General features: G+C 65.9%; 14 protein-coding genes. 9 read left to right on the top strand and 5 right to left on the bottom strand.

Annotated elements, in window-relative coordinates; translation table 11 throughout:
* Window positions 1–124 precede the first annotated feature (124 nt).
* The 6 genes from NLR35_RS20100 to NLR35_RS20075 all read left to right on the top strand — a co-directional run bounded on the left by NLR35_RS20100 (window position 125) and on the right by NLR35_RS20075 (window position 9,137).
* Window positions 125–679, top strand: coding sequence for a CDP-alcohol phosphatidyltransferase family protein (locus NLR35_RS20100; RefSeq protein ID WP_257168445.1), 555 nt, complete (start codon window positions 125–127; stop codon window positions 677–679).
* A 57-nt stretch (window positions 680–736) separates the two neighbouring features.
* Complete coding sequence (locus tag NLR35_RS20095; protein ID WP_257168261.1) at window positions 737–1,414, top strand: DnaA ATPase domain-containing protein; 678 nt, start codon at window positions 737–739, stop codon at window positions 1,412–1,414.
* Window positions 1,415–1,562: 148 nt separating this feature from the next.
* Window positions 1,563–3,758, top strand: coding sequence for an RNA degradosome polyphosphate kinase (locus NLR35_RS20090; protein WP_257168260.1), 2,196 nt, complete (start codon window positions 1,563–1,565; stop codon window positions 3,756–3,758).
* Window positions 3,759–3,800: 42 nt separating this feature from the next.
* Window positions 3,801–5,300 carry an exopolyphosphatase gene (ppx, locus tag NLR35_RS20085; protein ID WP_257168259.1) on the top strand — a complete coding sequence of 500 codons (1,500 nt, stop codon included), beginning with the start codon at window positions 3,801–3,803 and terminating at the stop codon, window positions 5,298–5,300.
* Between the two features lie 267 nt (window positions 5,301–5,567).
* Complete coding sequence (locus tag NLR35_RS20080; RefSeq protein ID WP_257168258.1) at window positions 5,568–6,695, top strand: NAD(P)/FAD-dependent oxidoreductase; 1,128 nt, start codon at window positions 5,568–5,570, stop codon at window positions 6,693–6,695.
* Between the two features lie 81 nt (window positions 6,696–6,776).
* A complete protein-coding gene (locus NLR35_RS20075; RefSeq protein ID WP_257168257.1) occupies window positions 6,777–9,137 on the top strand; it encodes an FdhF/YdeP family oxidoreductase in 2,361 nt (786 codons plus the stop codon).
* Between the two features lie 79 nt (window positions 9,138–9,216).
* Here the strand turns inward: NLR35_RS20075 and NLR35_RS20070 are convergent, their stop codons facing one another.
* Together NLR35_RS20070 and ndk are read right to left on the bottom strand one after the other, a co-directional pair.
* Window positions 9,217–10,080, bottom strand: a complete 864-nt coding sequence (locus tag NLR35_RS20070) for a TerC family protein (protein ID WP_257168444.1) — start codon at window positions 10,078–10,080, stop codon at window positions 9,217–9,219.
* A gap of 87 nt (window positions 10,081–10,167) precedes the next feature.
* Window positions 10,168–10,590 carry a nucleoside-diphosphate kinase gene (gene ndk / locus NLR35_RS20065; protein WP_257168256.1) on the bottom strand — a complete coding sequence of 141 codons (423 nt, stop codon included), beginning with the start codon at window positions 10,588–10,590 and terminating at the stop codon, window positions 10,168–10,170.
* A gap of 283 nt (window positions 10,591–10,873) precedes the next feature.
* Between ndk and NLR35_RS20060 the strand changes: the two genes are divergently transcribed.
* From NLR35_RS20060 to NLR35_RS20050, 3 genes are all read left to right on the top strand, one after another.
* Window positions 10,874–11,152, top strand: coding sequence for a sulfur globule protein precursor (locus NLR35_RS20060; RefSeq protein ID WP_257168255.1), 279 nt, complete (start codon window positions 10,874–10,876; stop codon window positions 11,150–11,152).
* A gap of 196 nt (window positions 11,153–11,348) precedes the next feature.
* The gene (locus tag NLR35_RS20055) at window positions 11,349–11,534 is read left to right on the top strand and encodes a hypothetical protein (RefSeq protein ID WP_257168254.1); all 186 of its coding nucleotides are present in this window, start codon (window positions 11,349–11,351) and stop codon (window positions 11,532–11,534) included.
* Window positions 11,535–11,602: 68 nt separating this feature from the next.
* Entirely contained in the window at window positions 11,603–13,471 is a 1,869-nt protein-coding gene (locus NLR35_RS20050; RefSeq protein ID WP_257168253.1) for an ATP-binding cassette domain-containing protein, read from the top strand.
* A 58-nt stretch (window positions 13,472–13,529) separates the two neighbouring features.
* Here NLR35_RS20050 and NLR35_RS20045 read toward each other — a convergent pair whose 3' ends face one another.
* From NLR35_RS20045 to NLR35_RS20035, 3 genes are all read right to left on the bottom strand, one after another.
* Window positions 13,530–14,030, bottom strand: coding sequence for a hypothetical protein (locus NLR35_RS20045; protein ID WP_257168443.1), 501 nt, complete (start codon window positions 14,028–14,030; stop codon window positions 13,530–13,532).
* A gap of 206 nt (window positions 14,031–14,236) precedes the next feature.
* Entirely contained in the window at window positions 14,237–14,689 is a 453-nt protein-coding gene (locus NLR35_RS20040; protein ID WP_257168252.1) for a DNA polymerase III subunit chi, read from the bottom strand.
* Between the two features lie 15 nt (window positions 14,690–14,704).
* Window positions 14,705–16,204, bottom strand: a complete 1,500-nt coding sequence (locus NLR35_RS20035; RefSeq protein WP_257168251.1) for a leucyl aminopeptidase — start codon at window positions 16,202–16,204, stop codon at window positions 14,705–14,707.
* Window positions 16,205–16,383: the final 179 nt, after the last annotated feature.

Below are 16,383 nucleotides of genomic sequence, written 5' to 3'. Positions count from 1 at the left end.
CGGATTCCGGCCGCGCGCAATGGCTCGCAAGGGGGCCGTCCCCATCCTATCTAGGAACCGGACCGGTTCGCGCCGCTTCGGAATCGGGTTGTCTATTGATCGAGTTGTCGTCGGGACCAGCTGCGTGACCATTCCCCACTCTATTCCCAACCTGATTACGCTGGGCCGAATCCTGCTGGTTCCGATCGTGGTCTGGGCCATCGCCGCCGGCGAGATGGAGATCGCTTTCATCGTGTTCGTCATTGCCGGCGTCAGCGATGCGGTCGATGGCTTTCTGGCCCGCCGCTTCAACCTCCGCTCCGAGCTTGGCGCCCTGCTCGACCCGCTCGCCGACAAGGCGCTGCTGGTGTCGATCTTCGTCACGCTCGGCATCTGGGGGGCCATCCCGCGCTGGATCGTCATCCTGGTGGTCTCGCGCGACATCATGATCGTGGCCGCCGTGATCGTCTCCTGGCTGTTCGACCGCCCGGTCGCAATGAAGCCATTGATGGTGTCGAAGCTGAACACCGGGGCGCAGGTCGGATTCGCAGCGCTCGTGCTGGCATCGCTCAGCTTCGGCTTCGAGCCCAAACCCTATGACAGCGTGCTGATGGTGCTGGTGACGGCCTTTACCCTCGTGTCTGTCGGGCTTTACCTGGTGGACTGGGTGCGCCACATGAGCACCATCGAGGTACGGTGAGGCGGCGCCCGAGCCCTCATTCGTCCCTGCCGACGACACTGTACGGAGCACGTCAACTTGGCCGGCCATATTCCCCCTCGTCAACTGGCCCTCGCGCTGCCGCATGCGGAGAGCCTGACGCGGGACAATTTTCTCGAAGGCCCCGGCAACGCCGCCGGGCTCGCGCTGGTCGACGCTTGGCCGGAATGGCCGGCGCGGACGATGTTCCTGGTCGGTCCCGACGGCTCCGGCAAGAGTCATCTGGCCGCGATCTGGGCCGAGCGCTCGGGCGCCCGCTCGCTGTCGGCCCATGCGCTCGAGGCGAGTGCCGTTCCCGGAGCGCTCGCTACCGGCGCGCTGGTGCTGGAGGATCTCACGGCAACCGACCTCGACGAACGCGCCCTCTTCCACCTGCTCAATCTGGCGCGGCAGGACGAGGCCTACATCCTGATCACTGCACGCGAGGCGCCGGTGGCGCTGCCGGTCGCCCTGGCCGACCTGCGCTCCCGGCTGCGCGCCGTCCCGGTGGTCACGCTGCTGCCGCCGGACGGCCAGCTGTTCCGGGCCTTGATCGTGAAGCTCGCGGCGGACCGGCAGCTGGCGATCGACGAGACGGTCGTCAGCTACCTTGCGGCCCGGATCGAGCGATCCTACGCGGCGGCGCGCCAGACCGTCGCCCTGCTCGATGGCGAATCCTTGCGGCTGGGACGGCCGGTCACCCGGGCGCTCGCCGCGGAGTTGCTGCGCGACAGCTGATGCCACGTGACCGTGAGCCATCTTGACGGCGACCGGTTGCGGAACCTCAATGGTGCCGGGAACGTCATCTCCCAGTCACGGAGATTGGGCTACGGTCGGACTGAGCGCCCTGATTTCACGTCGCGATCAGATATGGATCGATTTTCTGATGGATACCGAGCAAATTACTGAAATTGCAGCAAAAGAGCCGGTTTCCCCGGCGACGATCGAGATCGCCTCCAGCCCCGAGCGCTTCATCAACCGGGAACTGTCCTGGCTGCATTTCAACCGCCGGGTGCTCGAGGAATCGGTCAATCCGCGCCATCCGGCGCTGGAGCGGGTGCGCTTCCTCTCGATTTCAGCCAACAACCTCGATGAATTCTTCATGGTCCGCGTCGCCGGCATCCGCGCCCAGGTGCGCGAAGGCATCGCGGAGCGCAGCCCGGACGGGCTGACGCCGCTGGAGCAGCTCAAGGTCATCAACGAAAGCGTGTCTCAGCTCGCGATCGACCAGCAGGCGATCTGGCGCGACCTGCGCAAGTTCCTCGCCGAGCTCGGCATCGTGCTGGTCGACGGCCAGGACGTCACCAAGACGGAGCGCGCCTGGATCGAGGACCACTTCCTCGCCAGCATCTTCCCGCTGCTGACGCCGCTGGCGATCGACCCCGCGCATCCGTTCCCGTTCATCCCGAGCCTCGGCTTTACCGTCGCGCTGCAGCTGATCCGCACTGCCGACGGGAAGCCGATGAACGCGCTGATCCGCATGCCCGGCAAGATCGACCGCTTCATCCGCTTCCCCGGAGCCAAGGACGGCGTGATCCGCCTGATCACGCTCGAACAGGCGACCAGCCTGTTCATCGGCCGCCTCTTCCCCGGCTACACCGTCAAGGGCCAGGGCGCCTTCCGTATCATCCGCGACAGCGAGATCGAGATCGAGGAAGAGGCCGAGGATCTGGTGCGGCTGTTCGAGACCGCGCTCAAGCGCCGCCGCCGCGGCTCGGTGATCCGGCTCGAGATCGAGGCCAACATGCCGGAGGAGCTGCGCTTCTTCGTCCAGGACGCACTGGCGACCACCGATGACGAAGTGTTCGTGGTCGACGGCGTGCTGGCGATGAACGAGCTGTCGCAGCTGACCCGCGTCGACCGGCCCGATCTCGAATTCGCCCCCTATGTGCCGCGCCATCCCGAGCGCGTGCGCGACCATGGCGGCGATATTTTTGCTGCGATCCGGCAGAAGGACCTGATCGTCCATCATCCCTACGAGTCGTTCGACGTCGTCGTGCAGTTCCTGCAGCAGGCGGCGCGCGATCCCGACGTGGTCGCGATCAAGCAGACGTTGTACCGCACGTCGAACAATTCGCCGATCGTGCGCACCTTGGTGGAAGCCGCCGAGGCCGGCAAATCGGTCACCGCGCTGGTCGAGCTGAAGGCCCGGTTCGACGAGGAGGCCAACATCCGCTGGGCGCGCGACCTCGAACGCGCGGGCGTGCAGGTCGTCTACGGCTTCCTGCAGCTGAAGACCCATGCGAAGCTGTCGATGGTCGTGCGCCGCGAGGGGGGTGGCCTCACGACCTACGTCCACACCGGCACCGGCAACTATCACCCGGTCACGGCGCGCATCTACACCGACCTGTCCTACTTCACCTCGGACCCGGTAATCGGCCGCGACGTCACGCGCGTGTTCAACTACATCACCGGCTATGCCGAGCCGATCGACATCGAGAAGATGGCGGTGTCGCCGCTCACGCTTCGCAAACGCATGATCGAGCACATCCATGGCGAGACCAGCTTTGCCCGCCAGGGCAAGCCGGCCGTGATCTGGATGAAGATGAACTCGCTGGTCGATCCCGATATCATCGACGCGCTGTACGAGGCCTCACAGGCCGGAGTGTCGATCGAGCTGATCGTGCGCGGCATCTGCTGCCTGCGCCCCGGCGTTCCCGGGCTGTCCGACAACATCCGCGTGAAATCGGTGATCGGGCGTTTCCTCGAACACGGCCGCATCTACTGCTTCGGCATGGGCCAGGGCCTTCCGAGCGCCAAGGCGGCCGTGTACATCTCCTCGGCCGACATGATGCCGCGCAATCTCGACCGCCGCGTCGAGGTGCTGTGTCCGCTGCAGAACCCGACCGTGCACCAGCAGGTGCTGGAGCAGATCATGGTCGCCAACCTCAAGGACACCGAGCAGAGCTGGCAATTGTTGCCGGATGGGTCGTCAACGCGTATGAAGGCCGCGAAGGGCGAGGAGCCGTTCAACCTGCACAATTACTTCATGACGAATCCGAGTCTGTCCGGCCGTGGAAAGTCGCTCAAGGAATCCTCACCGCGCCGGCTCACCCGCCGGAACGAACGCAACTCGTCGTAGCGACCTGCTTCTCACGGGCCTGCTTCTCAAGGGAATGACGCGGTGAAGCGGCCCATGACAAGGGCCACGAGTGTCGGTGTCATCGACATCGGCTCCAACTCGGTCCGTCTCGTCGTCTACCAGGCGATGGAGCGCAGCCTCGTCACCGTCTTCAACGAGAAGGCGCTGTGCGGGCTCGGCCGCGAGGTGCAGACCACCGGTCTGCTCGCTGCTGATGCCGTGGACAAGGCGCTGACGGCGCTGAAGCGGTTCCGTGCGCTGTGCAAGGTGCAGAAGGTAGGCCACGTCCATGCGATCGCCACCGCCGCCTGCCGCGACGCCTCGAACGGTCCCGACTTCATCGCCAAGGCCGAGAAGATCTGCGGCGCTCCGATCCAGATCCTGACCGGTCCCGAGGAGGCGCGCTATTCGGCACTCGGCGTCATCTCCGGCATCCACAAGCCCGACGGCATCGTCGGCGACCTCGGCGGCGGCTCGCTGGAGCTGATCGACGTGCGCGGCCACCAGGTGCGTAGCGGCGTCACCCTGCCACTCGGCAGCCTGGCGCTGCAGGACCTCGCCGAGAAGTCGCTGAAGAAGGCGCAGCGGATCGTGAGCGACGCGCTCACCGACCTGCCGCAGCTCGCCGCCGGCGAGAACCGCACCTTCTACGCGGTCGGCGGCACCTGGCGCGCGCTGGCGCGCATCCACATCATCCAGAGCGGCTATCCGCTCGGCGTCATGCACGGCTACGCGATCCCCGCCGCGGACGCGCTCGCCTTCGTCCGCCGGCTGCGCCGGCTGGTGGCCGCGGACATGCTGGCCGATATCGAGGCCGTTGCCGAGGCGCGCCGGCCGCTACTGGCCTATGCCGCGCTCGTGCTCGAATATGTCATCCGCGTCGCCAAGCCGACCACCGTGGTGTTCTCCACGTTCGGCGTGCGCGAGGGCCTGCTCTATTCCAAGCTGCCCGATGCCGAGCGCGCCACGGATGGCCTGCTCTGCGCCGCGCAGGGGCTGAACGAGCTGCTGTCGCGCTCGGCGCAACACGCGCGCGAACTGATCGACTGGACCGACCGGCTGTTTCGGGTCGTGCACATCCGCGAGACCGAGGATGAGCGCCGGCTGCGCCACGCCGCGTGCCTGATGTCCGACATCGGCTGGCGGATGCATCCCGACCATCGCGGCGAGCAGACCTACGGCATCATCCTCAACGGCAATTTCGGCTCGATCAGCCATGAGGGCCGTATCTTCGCCGCGCTGTCGGTGTTCTTCCGCTACGAGGGGCAGCGCGACGAGGCGGCAGCCCCCGCCCTCACGCAGCAGCTGAGCCCCGCCCAGATCGATCGCGCGCGGCTGCTCGGCACCGCCTTCCGTGTTGCGCATCTGATCTCGGCCGCGCGTCCCGGCGTGCTGCCCGCCACGCATTTCCGCACCCAGGACCGCAAGCTGATGCTGGTGTTCGAGCATCATCTGGTCGACCTCGTCGCCGACCGCGTCGGCGGCCGCTTCAAGCAGCTCGCGCGCCTCGTCGGCCGCTCCGGCTCGGTGGTGCTGAACTAGCTCGTGGAGCCGCCGCGCAGCGCCCCACGATCCATCTGTTCGCAAGGGCTAGCGTCTCGACCCTGTCTGATATAGTTGGCAGCTGTCGCGAAAAACGATGGCCTGATCCGAACCCGTACGTTCGAATGGCTGTCGAGCACACGCCCGACCATGCGCATTGCGCGGTTCGGCCAGCGTCTCCCAACCAACCCCCGGCCCTGCGCCGGGACGATCTCAGTCGTTCGGCCCCTTTGGGAGCTGAGCGTCTGCGACAACAGGAGCGCAACAGTGCGACATCCGATCGCGATCATTGGCGCAGGCCTGGGCGGCCTGATGCTTGCCCGCATCCTTCATCTGCATGGCGTGCCGGCCACGGTCTACGAAGCCGAACAGTCGGCGGAGGCGCGGGGACAAGGCGGCCTGCTGGATATTCACGAGCATAACGGACAGATTGCGCTCAAGGACGCCGGGCTGTTCGAACCCTTTCTCAGCCTCGTCCGCCCCAACGAAGACGCCAAGCGTATCGTCGATCAGAACGGGGGCATTCTTTTCGACCATCCCGGCAGCGGCGCCGTCAAGCGCCCGGAAATCGACCGCGGCGACCTGCGGAGGATGCTGATCGATTCCATTCCCCAGGATCGGATCGCGTGGGGTCACAAGGTCATGTCGGCGACCTCGATCGGCGGCGGACGGCACATCGTCGCTTTTGCCGACGGCAGGACGATCACCACCGATCTACTCGTCGGCGCCGATGGCGCATGGTCGAGGATCCGGCCGCTGGTTTCCAATGCACAGCCCGCCTACACAGGCGTATCCTTCGTCGAGACCCGCCTCTTTGAGGGCGATACGCGCCACAAGGCGAGCGCGGACGTGATCGGCATGGGCACGCTGATTGCCGCCGCCCCAGGCAAGGCCATCCTGGCGCATCGCTATGCGGATGGAACGCTCCACACTTACGCCGCCCTCCAAAAGCCGGAGGCGTGGTTCGACATCAGCGATGCGCGCGCGAGCCTCGCGCGTATCGCCATGGCGTTCGAAGGCTGGGCGCCGCAACTGACAGCCCTGATCTCCGCCAGCGAAACGGATCCCGTGCTGCGCCCGATCCATGCCCTTCCCGTTGGCCACCGCTGGGATCGCAGGCCGGGCGTAACTCTCCTCGGCGACGCTGCCCACCTGATGTCCCCCTTCGCCGGCGAAGGCGCCAACCTCGCTTTGTACGACGGCGCGGAGCTTGCCCGGGCGCTCATCGCCTGGCCCAACGACACTGAAGCTGCGCTCGCCGCCTATGAACGTGATCTGTTTGCCCGCAGCGCCCGTGTCGCGGCCGAAACGGCTCGCAATCTGGTGACGTTCTTCGATGACACCGCGCCACATGGAATCGTCGAGCTGTTCAGCAGACATCTCGCGAGTCACTAGCCAGCGCCTGCGATACGACATTGGAACGGCACTGTCGGTGCCACGTTGGCCAAGCTCCGTGCATCCGTGTGGAGAGCCTGATTGGCCGAAACTCGCAAGACCATCGTCAACAGCCCGGCTGGCGGCTGGGGCGCGCTGAACGCCACCGAGACACATCTGGCGCGCCAGGAAATTCTCGTGCGTGGCAATCGCGCGCTGCTGTCGATGAACAAGCCGGGCGGCTTCGATTGCCCGAGCTGCGCCTGGCCCGATCCGCGCAAGCCGCACACCTTCGAATATTGCGAGAACGGCGCCAAGGCGGTGGCCTGGGAAGCGACGCGCAAGCGCGCCACGCCGGAGTTCTTCGCCGAGCACACCGTGAGCGAGCTCAGCGGCTGGACCGATCACGACATCGAGGATGTCGGTCGGCTGACTGAGCCCATGCGCTACAACGCCTCCACCGACAAATACGAGCGCACGACGTGGGACGAGGCATTCGCCGCCATCGGCGCCGAGCTGCGCGCGCTCGATCCCAGGCGCATCGAGCTCTACACCTCCGGACGCACGTCGAACGAGGCTGCCTTTCTGTATCAGACGTTCGGCCGCCTGCTCGGCACCAACAACTTTCCCGATTGCTCGAACATGTGCCACGAGACCACGACGGTGGCGCTGCCCGAGAGCATCGGCGTCGGCAAGGGCACCGTGGATCTCGACGATTTCGAGGACTGCGACGCGATCTTCATCTTCGGCCAGAACCCGGGCACCAACAGCCCGCGCATGCTCGGCTATCTCCACGACATGGCCAAGCGCGGCGTGCCGATCGTCACCTTCAATCCGCTGAAGGAGCGCGGCCTGATCGCCTTTGCCAATCCGCAGAACGCGGTAGAGATGCTGACCGGCGGTGGCCAGAAGATCTCATCGCAATATTTTCAGCTGCGCGTCGGCGGCGACATCGCGGCCGTGCAAGGCATCTGCAAGGCGGTGCTTGCCGCCGCCGAGGCGACGACCGGCAGCAAGCGCATTCTCGACGACGAGTTCATCGTCCGTCACACCCAAGGCTTCGAAGCCTTCGCCGCCTATCTGCGCAACATGCCGTGGGAGCGGCTCGAGCATTACAGCGGCCTGTGTCGCGCCGACATGGAGACTGCGGCGGAGATCTACATGAAGGCGGAGCGCGTCATCGCCTGCTGGGGTATGGGGATCACGCAGCATCGCCGCGGCGGAGACGCCATGCAGCAGATCATGAATCTGCTGTTCCTGCGCGGCAATGTCGGGCGGAAGGGCGCCGGCGCCTGCCCGATCCGCGGCCATTCCAACGTGCAGGGCGACCGCACCGTCGGCATCTATCAGAAGCCGAAGGAGCCGTTCCTGCAGAAGATGGACGCGACGTTCGGCTTCACATCGCCGCGCGAGCCCGGCCACGACGTCGCGCAATGCTGCGAGGCGATCCTCGCCCACGAGGTCCACGCCTTCATCGGAATGGGCGGCAATTTCTTCCGCGCCATTCCCGACAATGCGCGCGTCGCCGCAGAAGTACCTCAGCTGCGCATGACCGTCTATGTCGCGACCAAGCCGAACCTGTCGCACATGACGCACGGCCAGTCGTCTTGGCTCTTGCCCTGCCTCGGCCGCACCGAGCGCGACATCCAGAACGGCCGGACGCAGACGATCACGGTCGAGGACAGTTTCTCGATGGTGCACGGCTCGGTCGGCCTGTTGGAACCGGCGAGCCCGCACCTGAAATCCGAGATTGATATCGTCTGCGGCCTCGCCAAGGCTGCCGTTGCGGAGCGCGCCGCGATCGACTGGGATGCGTTCGTCAGCGACTACGGTTTGATCCGCGACAAGATCGAAGCGGTGTTTCCAGAGCAGTTCAACAACTACAACGCCCGCATCGCCCAGCCCGGCGGATTCCGCCTGCCCAATGGCGCGCGTGAGCGCAAATGGGACACGCCGACGGGCAAGGCCAATTTCCTGTTCAAGGAGGGCCTGATCGACGCCGACGACGATGCGCCGGAGGCGCCGCATCTGCAGCTGATCACGCTGCGCAGCCATGACCAGTTCAACACGACAGTCTATTCCAACGACGATCGCTATCGCGGCGTCCGCGGCGAGCGCATGGTGGTGTTCATGAATGCGCGCGACATTGCCGCGCTCGGACTGCACGAAGGCGCGATGATCGAGTTCAGCACGGTGTGGCACGACGACATCGACCGCCGCCTCCGCGGCTTCCGCGTCGTCGGCTTCGACATCCCGCCGGGCTGCTGCGCCGCCTATTATCCGGAGACGAATGGCCTGCTGCCCCTCGCCCATCGCGACGAGCGCAGCAACACGCCGGCGGCCAAGTCGGTGCCGGTGCGGATCACGGCCGTTGCCCAAGGCGAGCCAGTCGCCGCGGATGGCGGCGTCGCCGAGCATGGCCGCAATCGAGACAGCGACGCGGCGAGCGTGCCGCTCGCCTGAGCCTGGGCGGGGTCACTCTGCTCCGGCCGCAATCGCGATCACGCGCGCGGGGAGGAGATCCCAGACCTCGACGCCTGGACTACGGCAGTTCGACGCCGCGCGCCGGAACGGCTTCGATCTCGGGCTCGCCCTTGTGCTGCAGCGCGCGGCCGCGCCAGATCGAGCCGGCGATCAACACCACCAGCGCGCCGAGCAGCGACATCAGGGTTTCCATCACGTCGACATGGCTGGTCAAATTCGACTTGCCCGCCCACAGGGCCGACGCCGCGTCGATGCTGATGTTGACGGTGCCGTCGAGCAGATGGTGCAGCAGCGGCTCGATCGCGGGATCGGTGGCGATCACCTCGCCGGCGACCCAGCCGAGCAGCATGGCGCCGAGCCAGACCAGCAGGGGGAAACGATCGAGCACGAGCATGATCAGTGCGGCGCCGGCGATGATCAGCGGGATGCTCATGGCAAGGCCGATGATCAGCAGTGAGGCCTGGCCGTTGGCGGCGGCAGCCACCGCGATGACGTTGTCGAGGCTCATCACGAGGTCAGCGAGCGCGACGATGCGCACCGCATGCCAAAGCGTCGTGCCGGCCGCGATATCGTCGTTCTCGTCCTCGGGAACAAGCAGCTTGGCTGCGATCACGAGCAGCGCAAGGCCGCCGATCAGCTTCAGATAAGGCAGCGCCATCAGAGTGGCGACGATGCCGGTAAAGGCAATGCGGAGCGCAACCGCGATGCCGGAGCCCGCGACCATGCCCCAGAAACGGTGCCGCCCGTGCAGGCCGCGGCAGGCGAGCGCGATGACCAGCGCGTTGTCGCCGGACAACAGCACGTTGATCCAGATGATCTTGCCGAGCGCAAGCCAGAAGCCGGGGCTTTGCAGGTCAGCTTCGAATTGAGCGAGGAGATGGCCGTAAGTGGCGGGATCGGCGAGCTGCGACAGCCAGTTCACGGCCAGACCTTTCAGATGCATTCAATTCGGGATCGCGCAGGCGATCGGTTTGCGGCGGAGCAAGGCTCCGCCGCAGCGATGCTCACGTTAGCCGACGATCTCGTTGCCGGAGAAGAACTGCGCGATCTCGATCGCCGCCGTCTCGGCCGCGTCCGAGCCGTGCACCGAGTTCTCGCCGATCGACTTCGCATGCGCCTTGCGGATGGTACCCTCGGCCGCCTTCGACGGATCGGTCGCGCCCATCACGTCACGGTACTTCAGGATGGCGCCCTCGCCCTCCAGGACCTGAACCACGACCGGACCGGAGATCATGAAGTCGACCAGTTCGCCGAAGAACGGGCGGGCCTTGTGCACGGCGTAGAAGGTCTCAGCCTGGTCGCGGGTCATGCGGATCCGCTTCTGGGCCACGATGCGCAGGCCGGCCTTCTCGATCAGCGCGTTGACCGCGCCGGTGAGGTTACGCTCGGTCGCGTCGGGCTTGATGATCGAAAAGGTGCGCTCAATCGCCATGATATCGTCCTTGGAGATGGGGGATTTGGGTGAGTTGCGGGCTTATATCGACGTGATCGGTCGACGGCAAGCGACCGGGGGCCCGTCCCGAGGGGCGACGCCTTACGACAATTTCACGATTCTGAACATAGTCTGAAGGACTCGTGCGCCCGTCGTTCAGCTGTCATGTCCTACATTGTCGGTATCGGGCGACGACGAGCCACCAGCCTAAGGTAGCCGCCTTCTCCCCGCCTCATCCGTCGGACAATTCGCGCCTCTCAGCGCTGTCATCCAGGAGACGATCATGTTGCGCAAACTCTCCCTCATCGTGGCGGCCGCCGTGTCCCTCGGCGCAGCCGCCCTCGTTCCCACCGCCGCATCGGCCCATTGGCACGGTGGCTGGGGTGGCGGCGGTTGGCACCATGGCTGGCACGGCGGTTACGGCTGGCACCGGCCGTTCTACGGCCCCCGCGTCTTCGTCGGCGGCCCGGTCTACAGCTACGGCTACGGCGGCTGCTACGTGCGCCGCGTCGTTCCGACGCCGTGGGGACCGCGCTGGCGCGTGGTGAACCGCTGCTACTGATACCGCTTGTTACGAGCCTAGGAGCGGCATCCGCCCCCCGCCACTCCGAACTCGCATTGCCCCGGCGTTCCCCCACGCCGGGGCTTTTTTTGTGCATTATCAACCCATTTTCCGCCGCTTGGCGCTTCCACGGAAACAATTCAGCCCTCCAAGACTTGATAAGGCACTGAATTGCAACTGCTCGTGGAACTCCGTCATGTCTGGCCGCACCGCCGAATTCAGCGAGGCGCTCGATCGCAAGACCAGCCGATCGATCTGTGAGGCCGTGGGCGAACGCCTGCAGCGCAGCCTGCCGCCCGATGGCACCAGCCTGCCCGATTCCCTGGCCCATCTGATGAACGAGCTCCGCAAGCGGGACGAGGCGATGGCTCGCTTCGATTGACGGGCTCCAGCGCCTGAAACCGGCATAAAGCGGTTGCGTTTGGCCGCGTGCGCGGTGACAAGGCGCGCATGCTTTCCATCACCGACATCTCCATCCGTCTCGCCGGACGGCTTCTCATCGACCAGAGTTCGGTGCAGATCCCGCCGGGCGCCCGCGTCGGCCTGGTCGGCCGGAACGGCACTGGCAAGTCGACCCTGTTCAAGGCCATCCGCGGCGAACTGTCGCTGGAGAACGGCAGCATCAGCCTGCCGCCGCGGTGGCGGATCGGCAGCCTGGCGCAGGAGGCGCCGAGCGGTCCCGAGAGCCTGATCGAGGTCGTGCTCCGGGCCGACCTCGAGCGAGACGCCCTGCTGCGCGAGTCCGAGACTGCCGAAGATCCCGACCGCATCGCCGAGATCCAGACCCGCCTCGTCGACATCGACGCCCATTCGGCCCCGGCCCGCGCCGCGGCCATCCTCAGCGGCCTTGGCTTCTCGGCCGCCGACCAGGCCCGCGCCTGCTCCGAATTCTCCGGCGGCTGGCGCATGCGCGTCGCGCTCGCGGCCACGCTGTTTGCTGCGCCCGACCTGCTGCTGCTGGACGAGCCGACCAACTATCTCGACCTCGAGGGCACGCTGTGGCTCGAAGATCATCTCGCGCATTATCCGCGCACGGTGATCGTGATCAGCCACGACCGCGACCTGCTGGAGACGTCGGTCGACCAGATCCTGCATCTCGACCGCGGCAAGCTGACGCTCTATCGCGGCAGCTACTCGTCCTTCGAGGAGCAGCGCGCGACGCGCGAGATGCTCGATGCCAAGGCGGTCAAGCGTCAGGAGGCGGAGCGCGCGCGCTTGCAGGCGTTCGTCGAACGCTTCAAGGCCAAGGCGTCGAAAGCGCGCCAGGCGCAATCGCGCGTCAAGATGCTGGAACGGATGAAGCCGATCACCGCCCTCGTCACGCAGGACGTCCGCGAGATCACATTCCCCGCTCCGGACAAACTGCTGTCGCCGCCGATCATCGCCGTCGACAACGCGACCGTCGGCTACGATCCGGCGCAGCCCGTGCTCAACAAAGTCACCCTTCGCATCGACAATGACGATCGCGTTGCGCTGCTCGGCTCCAACGGCAACGGCAAGTCGACGCTGGTCAAGCTGCTCGCAGGACGGCTCGCGCCGTTCTCCGGCAAGATCACGCGCGCCGACAAGCTCTCGATCGCCTATTTCGCCCAGCATCAGCTCGACGAACTCGACGAGGACGGCTCCCCCTACACCCATGTCCGCAAGCTGATGGGCGACATGCCGGAATCGAAAGTGCGCGCGCGCGCCGGCGCGATCGGCTTCTCCGGCAAGGCGGCGGACACGCTGGTGAAGAGCCTGTCCGGCGGCGAGAAGGCGCGGCTGCTGCTCGGGCTTGCGACCTTCTACGGCCCGAACATGATCATCCTGGACGAGCCGACCAACCATCTCGATATCGACAGCCGCGCCGCGCTCGCCGAGGCGATCAACGAATTCCCGGGCGCGGTGATCATGGTGTCGCACGACCGCTATCTGATCGAAGCCTGCGCCGACCGGCTGTGGGTCGTCGCCGATCGCACGGTCAAGACCTATGACGGCGATCTCGATGAGTACCGGCGCATGATCCTGTCCTCCCGCGGCGGCACGGCCGCGCGTGAGACGGAACGGCCGCAGGCGAGCGAGAAGGCTGAGCGGCCGCGCGGCGACAACAAGCGTGGCGCGCTGAAGCAGAAGATCTCCGCCGCCGAGGCCGAGATCGCCCGCATCACCGACATCATCGCCAAGATCGACGGAGCGTTGTCGCTCCCGGACATCTTCACGCGCGATCCGAAGCAGGCGGCGCAACTGTCGAAGGCAAGGGCGAATGCAGCGGACGCGCTTGCGCGTGCCGAGGAGCAGTGGCTGGAGGCCAGCACGCTGTATGATGAAGCGACCGGTTGACGAACCGGCATTCGTCGACTGAACAACGACGACAAACAAGCGAACGGTGAGCGCGCGCTCAGCCCGCGCGCTTCTTCGCCTTGCTCGGCTTGGCCATCTTCGGCGCCGGACCCGCGTCAGGCGCGCGCTCGACCGATGTCAGACGACCCGCAGTGAATGTATAGACGCCGGCGCGCGCGCCGCGCAGCCAGGTCACCGTGGCCAGGCGGTCGCCGCCATTGTTGCCGATGTTGACGCTATCGGGCGCGCCGATGCCGCGCACCACGTCGCACTCGGTGTGCCCGAGCGCGACGGAGCCGCCCGCGGCCGGCGGCGGCGCAGCGGCCGCATCGTTGCTCAACGCATTCGCACCCGCAGCCCCGCCCGCTGGCGCCATACCCGGACATCCACCCTCGGCGCTGACCAGATCATCGGCGGTGACGGGCTTGTCAGGAGTCAGCGGCGGCGCGTCGATGGAGATGTTCCTGATGAACAGGCGCTGCGGCCGGTTGAACCACTCGGCATCCTTCGAGAGGAAGTCGGGCGTGCTCGAGCATCCGGCCACGACCGGGGCAAGCACAAGGAACGCCAGAGCGCGCGTCAGCTGTTTGGTGTGGTGTCGCACGATGAACCTTGCTGAATTGCAACCTGTGGACATTCTAACGTGTTGTCCCAACATCACTTTGCGGCACGTTCGTGACTTTGCCAACGCTCTGCCGGTAAATCGGCAGATTATCATTAATCACGCGGCGCAGCCATCACGGCACGTCGTTTGGCATTACGCCATCATTGCCGACGTTGCCAGCGTCCGCGCTCGTCGGCCTGCCAATAGGTGACCTCGAATCCACGGCTTTTGCAATCGGTCCATGCCGACCGCGCTGCAGCGAGCGCGTCGGGATCATCGCCGTTGAACACCAGCACCATGCGCTCGTAGCTGTGCGCATCGGACGGCAGCGGCGCGTTGTCTACCAGGAAGCGCACGTGGGCGCCGTTCGGATTGCTCTCCTCGATCGTCAGCACGATCGGCTGCTCGGCCACATCGGCCACCCGCCAGCTGGCGTGCGGCAGAAACGAATCGTCACGATAGGTCCACAGATGCGCATCGAGCGCATCTGCACGTTCCTCCGATGTGGACTGCACCACCACCCGCCAGCCGCGCTCGAGCGACTTCTCGAGCAGCGGCGGCAGCACGCCTTCCAGGGTCATGTTCTGCAGATGATAGAACAGGACTTCGGTCATGCGCGCTGATGTCCCTTATGATTTCGCTTCGTAGGAATCCCAGACGAGACGATCGAGCAGGCGCACGCCATAGCCGGATCCCCAGCTCTGGTTGATCTCGGATTTCGGCGCGCCCATCGCGGTGCCGGCGATGTCGAGATGCGCCCATGGCGTGTCGTTGACGAAGCGCTGCAGGAATTGCGCGGCCGTGATCGAGCCGCCATGACGGCCGCCGGTGTTCTTCATGTCGGCGAACTGCGAATCGATCAGCTTGTCGTATTCGGAGCCGAGCGGCATGCGCCACACCTTCTCGCCGGTCTCCTGCCCTGCCTTCAACAGCTTGTCGGCAAGATCGTCATTGTTGGAAAACAGGCCGGCATGCTCGGTGCCGAGCGCGACCAGGATCGCGCCGGTCAGGGTCGCCAGGTCGATCATGAATTTCGGCTTGTACTTGGTCGCGACGTGCCAGAGCACATCGGCAAGCACGAGCCGGCCTTCCGCGTCGGTGTTGATGATCTCGATGGTCTGGCCGGACATCGAGGTGACGATGTCGCCGGGGCGCTGCGCGTTGCCGTCCGGCATGTTCTCGACCAGGCCGATTGCGCCGATCACGTTCGCTTTGGCCTTGCGGGCCGCCAGCGCGTGCATCAGGCCGACGACGCAGGCCGCGCCGCCCATGTCGCCCTTCATGTCCTCCATCGAGCCCGCCGGCTTGATCGAGATGCCGCCGGTATCGAAGCACACGCCCTTGCCGATGAAGGCCACCGGCTGCTCACCCTTCTTGCCGCCGTCGTAGCGCATCACCACGGTGCGGCTCGGCCGGGCCGAGCCCTGGCCGACGCCGAGCAGCGCTCCCATGCCGAGCTTCTTCATCGCGGGGACATCGAGGATCTCGACGGTGACGCCGAGCTTGCGCAGCGCGGCCGCGCGCTTGGCGAACTCTTCCGGATAGAGCACGTTCGGCGGCTCGTTCACGAGATCGCGGGCGAGAATCACGCCGTCCGTCACATGGGCGCGCGGCGCGAACGCCTTCTTCGCCGCGGCCACGTCGGCGACCGCAATCGAGACATTGGCGCTGACGTCGCCCTCCTCGTCCTTCTTCTTGGTCTTGTAGCGGTCGAACCGATAGGCCCGCAGCCTCACGCCGGCCGCCAGCGAGCTGACCTGGTCGGGCGTCATCGGCCCGGAGGGGAGCTCGGCCAACACTGTCACGGCTTCAGTTCCGGCGTTCAATTTTCCGGCTAAGCTACCGCCATATTTGAGGAAATCCTTTTCCTTGTGATCGCCGCCCTTGCCGGTGCCGATCACGATCAAGCGCTGAATCTTGATTCCCTCGGGAGCCAGGAGATCCAGCACCGAGCCATCCTTGCCCTTGAAACGGGCGGCTCCGGCGGCGCGCTTGATCAGGTCCGAGGCTCCGCCGAGCGCCTTGCCGGTCGCGACGCCTAGCCGCAGCTGGTCGTCGCAAAAGGCCACAGCGATACCGCGCGGGGCGGTCGACAGCGGGACGAAGCCGACCTTGACGGTGTCGGACATCAAGCAATCCTCCAAAATTTCGACATGAGAGCCGCCGCAACCGGCCAAAATCCGAGTGGACAGACGGGGATGGCAGCAGTTCGGAACCCAATCCGGCAGCAGTATGGCCTGCAGGGGCGCAGGCTGCCAAGTCTTCCCGTGGCGGGGCGGCCACAACGATGAAATTTCGACCACATTTT

Origin of the sequence: Bradyrhizobium sp. SRS-191 (assembly GCF_024586915.1) — a bacterium.
In the GTDB taxonomy this organism is placed as follows: domain Bacteria; phylum Pseudomonadota; class Alphaproteobacteria; order Rhizobiales; family Xanthobacteraceae; genus Bradyrhizobium.
The sequence above is the reverse complement of the archived record's forward strand: the minus strand, read 5'-3'. Positions and strand labels throughout refer to the sequence as shown.

Coding starts and splice junctions, on each gene's coding strand:
- ndk (WP_257168256.1), bottom strand. CDS start 10,590: ATGGCGATTGAGCGCACCTTTTCGATCATCAAGCCCGACGCGACCGAG.
- NLR35_RS20060 (WP_257168255.1), top strand. CDS start 10,874: ATGTTGCGCAAACTCTCCCTCATCGTGGCGGCCGCCGTGTCCCTCGGC.
- NLR35_RS20090 (WP_257168260.1), top strand. CDS start 1,563: ATGGATACCGAGCAAATTACTGAAATTGCAGCAAAAGAGCCGGTTTCC.
- NLR35_RS20040 (WP_257168252.1), bottom strand. CDS start 14,689: ATGACCGAAGTCCTGTTCTATCATCTGCAGAACATGACCCTGGAAGGC.
- NLR35_RS20050 (WP_257168253.1), top strand. CDS start 11,603: ATGCTTTCCATCACCGACATCTCCATCCGTCTCGCCGGACGGCTTCTC.
- NLR35_RS20055 (WP_257168254.1), top strand. CDS start 11,349: ATGTCTGGCCGCACCGCCGAATTCAGCGAGGCGCTCGATCGCAAGACC.
- NLR35_RS20035 (WP_257168251.1), bottom strand. CDS start 16,204: ATGTCCGACACCGTCAAGGTCGGCTTCGTCCCGCTGTCGACCGCCCCG.